At 67.7% G+C, this 7659-nt stretch carries 8 protein-coding genes; 5 read left to right on the top strand and 3 right to left on the bottom strand.

Annotated elements, in window-relative coordinates:
- The first annotated feature begins 109 nt into the window (after positions 1 to 109).
- From AB4Y84_RS08235 to AB4Y84_RS08255, 5 genes are all read left to right on the top strand, one after another.
- Positions 110 to 745, top strand: a complete 636-nt coding sequence (locus AB4Y84_RS08235; RefSeq protein WP_442249977.1) for a PepSY-associated TM helix domain-containing protein — start codon at positions 110 to 112, stop codon at positions 743 to 745.
- A 40-nt stretch (positions 746 to 785) separates the two neighbouring features.
- A complete protein-coding gene (locus AB4Y84_RS08240) occupies positions 786 to 1304 on the top strand; it encodes a DUF2271 domain-containing protein (protein ID WP_394196245.1) in 519 nt (172 codons plus the stop codon).
- A gap of 116 nt (positions 1305 to 1420) precedes the next feature.
- Positions 1421 to 2224: a DUF4198 domain-containing protein gene (locus AB4Y84_RS08245; RefSeq protein WP_394196247.1), complete on the top strand. Its 804-nt coding sequence runs from the start codon at positions 1421 to 1423 to the stop codon at positions 2222 to 2224.
- A gap of 55 nt (positions 2225 to 2279) precedes the next feature.
- Positions 2280 to 3251: an FAD:protein FMN transferase gene (locus AB4Y84_RS08250; RefSeq protein WP_442249978.1), complete on the top strand. Its 972-nt coding sequence runs from the start codon at positions 2280 to 2282 to the stop codon at positions 3249 to 3251.
- The gene (locus AB4Y84_RS08255; RefSeq protein ID WP_394196251.1) at positions 3248 to 4852 is read left to right on the top strand and encodes a sulfite reductase subunit alpha; all 1605 of its coding nucleotides are present in this window, start codon (positions 3248 to 3250) and stop codon (positions 4850 to 4852) included. The genes AB4Y84_RS08250 and AB4Y84_RS08255 overlap by 4 nt, the downstream gene beginning before the upstream one ends.
- Before the next feature lie 252 nt (positions 4853 to 5104).
- Here AB4Y84_RS08255 and AB4Y84_RS08260 read toward each other — a convergent pair whose 3' ends face one another.
- The 3 genes from AB4Y84_RS08260 to AB4Y84_RS08270 are packed head-to-tail and all read right to left on the bottom strand — an operon-like array spanning position 5105 to position 7558.
- Entirely contained in the window at positions 5105 to 5713 is a 609-nt protein-coding gene (locus AB4Y84_RS08260; protein ID WP_032975832.1) for a HutD/Ves family protein, read from the bottom strand.
- 34 nt (positions 5714 to 5747) lie between these two features.
- Positions 5748 to 6473, bottom strand: a complete 726-nt coding sequence (locus tag AB4Y84_RS08265) for a murein L,D-transpeptidase catalytic domain family protein (protein WP_442249979.1) — start codon at positions 6471 to 6473, stop codon at positions 5748 to 5750.
- Between the two features lie 17 nt (positions 6474 to 6490).
- The gene (locus tag AB4Y84_RS08270; protein ID WP_105164937.1) at positions 6491 to 7558 is read right to left on the bottom strand and encodes a L,D-transpeptidase; all 1068 of its coding nucleotides are present in this window, start codon (positions 7556 to 7558) and stop codon (positions 6491 to 6493) included.
- Positions 7559 to 7659: the final 101 nt, after the last annotated feature.

Below are 7659 nucleotides of genomic sequence, written 5' to 3' on the forward strand. Positions count from 1 at the left end.
GCCGGCCAGCGGCCGGCACTACCCCTTCAGAGATACACAACGACATCTAATTGCGAGCAATTCTCATCAATGATGTAATGGCCAGTATTCATCCGTCCCGAACCGTGCCGTGAGCCGTCCCGCATCTTCCACCGTGCAGYAGCAGAGCCGCGGCTTCTGGCTGCGTACCCTGCACCAGTGGCACTGGATCAGCTCTGCGGTCTGCCTGATCGGCATGCTGCTGTTCGCGGTGACCGGTCTGACGTTGAACCATGCGGCGAAGATCGAGGCCAAGCCACAGGTGCAGAACCAGCACCTGGAACTGCCGACGGAACTGCTCGGCGGTCTGGGCTCCCGCGAGGACGGCAATGCACCACTGCCACGCCCGGCCCGGCAATGGCTCGACGATCAGCTGGGCATCTCCATCGGCGGTCGACCCGCCGAATGGTCGGCCGAGGAAATCTATCTGTCACTGCCACGCCCCGGCGGCGACGCCTGGCTGAGCATCGACCGCGAAACCGGCGCGGTGGAGTACGAATCCACCTCGCGCGGCGCGGTGTCCTATCTCAACGACCTGCACAAGGGCCGCAATGCCGGCCCCGCATGGGGCTGGTTCCTGGACGTGTTCGCCGTGGCCTGCCTGGTGTTCTGCATCACCGGCCTGTTCCTGCTGCACCTGCATGCGCGGCAGCGGCGCATGACCTGGCCACTGGTCGGCCTGGGCCTGATGATCCCGCTGCTGATCGCCCTGCTGCTGATCCACTGACTTCCACCGTGTATTCCATCCGTTCTTCCGGAGCCGCCCCATGCGCGTCACCCTGACCATCGCCCTAAGCGGCCTGCTGGCCACCTCGCCGGCCTACGCCACCACCCTCGACATCAACGTCGAAGTGCCCAAGCTCAACGTGGCCGAATACCACCGCCCGTACGTGGCGGTGTGGCTGGAAGGCGCCGACCAGAAGGTCGCCGCCAACCTGTCGGTCTGGTACCAGCAGACCAGCAACAGCGAAGGCCATGGCACCAAGTGGCTGCCCGACCTGCGCCAGTGGTGGCGCAAGAGCGGTCGCACCCTGCAGGTGCCGGTGGACGGCGTGACCGGCCCGACCCGCCCGGCCGGCAAGCACGCGCTGTCGTTCAACGACAAGCAGCCGGCACTGAAGCAGCTGGCCCCGGGCAACTACACCCTGGTGGTGGAAGCGGTGCGCGAAGTCGGCGGCCGTGAACTGCTGAAGATCCCCTTCACCTGGCCGGCCAGCGCCGCACAGAACGGCCGCGCGCAGGGCGCCACCGAACTGGGCCAGGTCACCCTCGCCGTCAAACCCTGATTGAGTGGGGTCGGATCCCTTCCGCAGGAAGGGCTCTGACCCCATCGCCCTACCCTCGGGGTCAGAGCCCTTTCCGTTGGAAAGGGATCCGCTCCCTCCCAACTGGAGTCTTCCGCATGAAGCGCACGCTCGTCCTCGCCGCCGCTCTGGCCGCTGCCCTTCCCTTCTCTGCCCTGGCCCACAAGGCCTGGCTGCTGCCCTCGCAGACCGTGATCGCCGGCAACGCGCCGTGGATCACCGTCGACGGTGCGGTCTCCAACGACCTGTTCTACTTCAATCACGTGCCGCTGCGCCTGGAATCGGTGGTGATCACCGCCCCGGATGGCAGCACCGTGCAGGCGCAGAACGCGGCCACCGGCAAGTACCGCAGCGTGTTCGACCTCGAGCTGAAGCAGCAGGGCACCTACCGCATCGCCTCGGTCAACGACGGCCTGTCGGCCACCTATGAGCTGAACGGCGAGCGCAAGCGCTGGCGCGGTACCGCCGCTACCTTCGGCGAACTGCCCAAGGATGCGAAGAAGCTGGAAGTGAGCCAGTCGGTAGGCCGCGTGGAGACCTTCGTCACCAACGGGGCGCCGAACGACACCGCGCTGAAGCCGACCAACCGCGGCATCGAACTGGTGGCCGTCGGTCACCCGAACGACCTGTTCGCCGGCGAGGAAGCCACCTTCCGCGTATTGGTCGACGGCAAGCCGACCGCAGGCCTGGAGTTCGAGATCGTGCGCGGCGGCACCCGCTACCGCAACGCGCAGGACGAGCAGAAGCTGACCAGCGACGCCAAGGGCGAGATCAAGGTGACCTGGCCGGAAGCCGGCATGTACTGGCTGGAAACCGGCACCGAGGACAAGAAGACCTCGGTCAAGCAGGCCGCCAAGCGCCGCCTCAGCTACGTCGCCACGCTGGAAGTGCTGCCGCAGTAAAGACAGCGCTGCGATACCCGGCACGCCCTGGTATCGCAGCCTGCCACGCATGCCSATGACCTCTACCGCACTCGACATCRCCCGGCTGGGCGGCACCACCATGGGCACCACCTGGAGCGTGTCACTGGTCGTACCGCGCCAGCGCGACCTGCATCCACTGCATGCTGGCATCCAGGCACGTCTGGATGAAGTGGTCGCACAGATGAGCACCTGGGAAGCGGGTTCCGACCTGAGCCGCTACAACCGTGCCGACGCAGGTCAGTACCTCGTGCTTCCCATCGAAACACGCCATGTGTTGGCCTGCGCGCAGGCCATCGCTGCAGCCAGCGGCGGTGCGTTCGACCCCACCGTCGGCCCGCTCGTGGCGCTGTGGGGCTTCGGCGCCCATGCCGGCGCACGGCGCGCACCCGATGCCGCCACGTTGCAGGCAACCCGTGCACGCTGCGGCTGGCAGCGCCTGCACTGGGAGGAGGATGCGCTGCTGCAGCCCGGTGGCCTGGAGCTGGATCTTTCGGCGATCGCCAAGGGCTTCGGTGTCGACCACGTCGCTGCCTGGCTGCGCGGCCAGGGTGTCGATGCCGCACTGATTGAAGTCGGTGGGGAACTGGCCGGTTACGGCCGCAAGCCCGACGGCCAGCCGTGGCGCGTGCTGGTGGAGTCGGCGCCGGAAGAAGATGCCCACACCGAAACGCCACCGCGTGTCCTGGCGCTGGACGGAAAGGCGGTGGCCACCTCCGGCGATCGCTGGCACCACTATCACGACGATGACGTGGCCTACAGCCACAGCCTTGACCCGCGCAGCGGCACGCCGGTACGGCAGGTCGCAGCCGCCGTCACCGTGGTCGCCAGCGACGCGATGCACGCTGACGCGTGGGCCACCGCGCTGACCGTGCTCGGTCGCGACGCGGGCATCGCCCTGGCAGAACGCGAAGGGCTGGCCGTGCGCTACCTGGAACGCTCCGCCGATGGCCCATGCGAAACCCTCAGCAGTGCCTTCCAGCAGCTGCTGGATGAGCAGGCTGGATGAGCATGCGTTTCCCGCGCGCGACCGTTGGCAACGTCATGGTACTGGCCCTGCTGGCCGTGATCGGCGGGGCACTGCTGCGTCTGCACCTGGGCGAAGCGTGGTGGCAGGGTGCGCCGCCGGCCCGGCAATGGGGCATCGCGCTCGCCGCCACCGCGCTGTATCTGCTGGCGTGTGGCGTGCTGTGGTGGCGCAGCCGTCCGCACGACGACACGTCCGAAGGCGGCAACCCACCGATGCTGCTGGTCTGGTCCAGCCAGACCGGCTTCGCCCGCGAACTGGCCGAGCGCAGTGCGCAGGCTCTGCGCTCGGCCGGCATGTCGGTGCGCCTGCGCGGTCTGCACGAAGTCGATGCCCCCCTGCTGGCGGGCAGCGCGCGTGCACTGTTCATCGTCAGCACCACCGGCGAAGGCGATGCACCCGACCATGCCCTGCCCTTCCTGCGCAAGGTGATGGGCACGCCGCCGCCGCTGCACCACGTGCAGTACGGCGTGCTCGCACTGGGTGATCGCAGCTACGGGCATTTCTGCGCGTTCGGCCACCAGCTGCACGACTGGCTGCGCCAGCACGGAGCACATCCGCTGTTCGATGCCATTGAAGTCGACAACGCCGATCCAGCTGCCCTGCGCCACTGGCAGCAACTGCTTGGCCAGCTCGGCGGCGACGCGAGCGAACTTCCCGATTGGACACCGGCCGAGTACCAGCCGTGGACGCTGCTGCAGCGTACCCACCTCAACCCCGGCAGCGCCGGTGGTCCGGTCTATTGGCTGCGCCTGCAGCCCCCGACCGGCAGCGGCGCGCAGTGGCAGGCCGGTGACATCGCCGAGGTCGGTCCGCAGCATGCCGAACAGAGTACGCGCGACTGGCTGCAGACGCAGGGCTTCGATGCGGACACCGTGTTGGACGACGACGCTACGCTGCTCGCCCGCGTTGCGCGCTCGCACCTGCCGTCATTGGTTGCAGCAGGCGATCTGCCTGGGCTGTTGGCGGCACTGCAGCCCCTGCCACATCGCGAATACTCCATCGCCTCGGTGATGGACGACGGCGCGGTGGAACTGCTGCTGCGCCGGCAGCTGCGTGCCGATGGCACGCCGGGCATCGGCAGTGGCTGGCTGTGCGACCACGCCGTCATCGGCGGGCCGGTACAGATGCGCCTGCGCCGCAACGAGAATTTCCATGGCGTCGCCGCCGACGTTCCACTGCTGCTGATCGGCAACGGCACCGGTATCGCCGGCCTGCGCGCACACCTGCACGAACGCGCACGCGTTGGCGGTGGCCGCACCTGGCTGTTGTTCGGCGAACGCTCGGCTGCGCATGATTTCCACTTCGGCGATGAACTGCAGGCGATGCTCGGCGGCGGCACGCTGACCCGCCTGGATACGGTATTCAGCCGTGATGGCGGCGCACATCGCTACGTGCAGGATCGCCTGCTGGCCGAAGCATCCACGCTGCGGCAGTGGGTCGATGACGGCGCGACGATCCTGGTCTGCGGCAGCCTGCAGGGCATGGCCCCGGCAGTGGATGCGGTGATCGAGCAGGTGCTCGGTGCCGACGGCAAGGAAGCGCTGCTGCTGGCCGGTCGTTACCGGCGCGACGTGTATTGAGCGAACGTTTGGGGCGAATTGCCTCCTGGTGGGTGCGAACTTTTGTTGGCGCCCTGCTGCGATATCGGCTGCTGCATCCACGCATGGCATGGATCTACTGAACGGCTGGCGGCGATCCCTTGTTGGCACCCTGCTGCGATATCGGCTGCTGCATCCACGCATGGCGTGGATCTACGCGGATCCAGGGTGACAACCATGCTGCAGTAGATCCACGCCATGCGTGGATGATTGCCTCCGGGCGCCGACGCTGGCTCAGCCGCCCGCCGCGCTCACCCGTATCGCCAACAACTCGCCGCCGCCCTGCAATGCATGCCGCTGACGCTCACCGGCGGCCAACCACGCGGTATCGCCGGCCTGCATCGCAGGCAATCCGCTGTCCGCGCCGAACGTGGCCTGCCCGCCCAACAGGTGCAGGGCCCAGGCCACGCCCGGCTCGCAGAAGAAGAACATCGGCCCGACCAGTGGACGGTGCAGCAGCTCGGCCTGCAGCAGTCCGCGCTTCCACATCAGGTTGAAATCGTGGGTGGTGCCGTCCACCAGCTCGCCGTGCAGCGCAGCCTCACCGGCAAAACGCACGCGCCCATGAGGTGGCAGCACCTCGGCTACGCGGCCGTCCTCGAAACGCAGGCGCACGCCGTTGCCCTGCAGCAGCACCAGTTCGCGCTCGACACCCGGGAATGCGGAAAACGCGGCGTCCTGCTCGATCTCGGCCACCGACAGGCGCAACGCCCAATCATCGCCCTGCGCTGGCAACCGCAGGATCTCGCGGGTCCAGCCGAGGCCGTTGCGCCAGCGTTCGCGGCGGTAGTCCAGGCTGGAAATCACCTGGCTCGGGGTCTGCAGCAGGGAGTCGATGTTCATGCGCGCATTGCATCATGCCGCGCGACGCAACGCATCAACGCGTTGCAAGACCCGCAGCCGTACCGCAATCGYCGCCCAGCAGCTGTGAGTGCTTGAGCCAGTCCTTGTCGGGGTAGTAAGCAAACACCATCGTGCCGCCTCGCAACGCGTCGATCAGCGGCTTGGCCACCGACAACCGCACCRCCGGGCAGCCCAGACTGCGCCCCAACCGCCCCTGCAACTGCGCAGTGGACGGATTCACATACGGCGCACCGTGGATGACGATGGCACGCTCGCGTGCACGATCATTGAACCCCGGCTCCAACCCTGCCAGGCGCAGCGAATAGCCGTTGCCGCCCATGTAGGTTTCCTGCGCGGTGAACGCACCGATGCTGGACATGAAGCTGCCATCGCGGTTGGAGAAATGTTGGGTGCGGTTCTCGCCGCTGTTGCGGCCGTGCGCCACCCACTCCTCGAACAACAGCCGCTGGCGGGCAAGGTCGAAGACCCACATCCGCGGCTCGGTGGACGGCCGCGAGTAATCGATCACGCTCAGGCGTTCACTGCTGACTCCCAGCTCCGGCCGCTGCAGTGCGCAGCGCATGGCGTGGGCAGCCAACTGCAGAACCCGACGGTCCGCCTTGGGCGCGGTGCGTGCCAGCTGCGCGGCGAGGTCGTCGGCGCTGATGGCGGCAATGGGCGTCTGTGCCCCGGCCGGGGCGCTGGCAGTGGTTGCCAGCAGGCCAAGGGCGGCCAGCCGGCACAGGCGGGAAGCAGACATGGGCACGTAGGGAGGTCTCAGGATCCCTTGAGGGTGGACGCTGGCGGCTCTGATTCCAAGACCGGCTGCATTCCCGATTCAGCCGCGCTTGGGCGCACCGCCGGCAGCGACGTCACCAGCAGGGTCGTGCCCGGCACCAGCACCTGGTACAGCTGGCGGGCGAAATCGGCCGGCAGGGCCATCGGCAACGACGGCGTGGCCAGCAGGTCCGGCGTGGCCTGGGCGCGGTCCTGGCCGAGCAGCGGATACGCCGTCCACTGGTGCAGGCGCTGCTGTGCATCAAGCGGGCTGGGCGTATCGCTGTAGCCCTGGCCCATCACGAACAGGGTGGTGCCCTGGAACGCTGGCAGCGCGTCGGCCTTCAGCGGCGACTCACCGATCATCACGCCATCGCGCAGCACGTACAGGCGCTGGTCGTGCAGGCTGACCAGGATGCCGACCTGGCCACTGGGTGCCGCCGCATCATCCCACCAGGCCTTGTCGGGAGCTCCGCCCTCGCCTTCCGGCAGGGCTTGGCCGCGTGCATTCACCGGCGCCAGTACCGCCGGATAGGCCAGCGTCATCGGCGCGCTCTTGGCATCGGCCACGACCACCGTATCGCCGCGCTTGGTTTCGCTGAACAGCTTCTGGGCGAAGGCCTGCGGCAGGCGCACGCAGCCATGCGAGGCCGGGTGCCCGGGCAGGCTGCCGCCGTGAAGGGCGATGCCGTCCCAGGTCAGCCGCTGCATGTACGGCATGGGTGCGCTGTTGTAGAGGTTGGAGCGGTGGTCCTTGTCCTTCTGCAGGATGGTGAACACACCGGTCGGCGTCTCATGGCCGGTCTTGCCCGAGCTGATCGTGGTCAGGCCGATGGCAATGCCATTGCGGTACACGTAAGCCCGTTGCTCATCCAGGCTCACCACCAGCACGATCGGACCGGCCGGCGAGACTTCCGGATGCCACAGGTACTCGCCCGGCTTGAGGTCGGTCGGCCCGCGTACTTCGGAAGTCGTGGCCACGACAGGCTTGGAGGGGGCGGCCGCCTGTGCGGCGCACGGCAGTGCCAAGGCCACGGCGAGCATCAAGGTCAAACGGTGCAGGTGCATCCAGCAGGTTCCATTCCATGCGAAGGCCCCACCGTACACCATGGGCACGTCGCAGCCGCGCCAAAAGAAATTGCCCGGCGACACAGCCATGTGTCGTACCG

Origin of the sequence: Stenotrophomonas sp. 2YAF22 (assembly GCF_052114665.1) — a bacterium.
Classification (GTDB): Bacteria; Pseudomonadota; Gammaproteobacteria; order Xanthomonadales; family Xanthomonadaceae; genus Stenotrophomonas; species Stenotrophomonas indicatrix.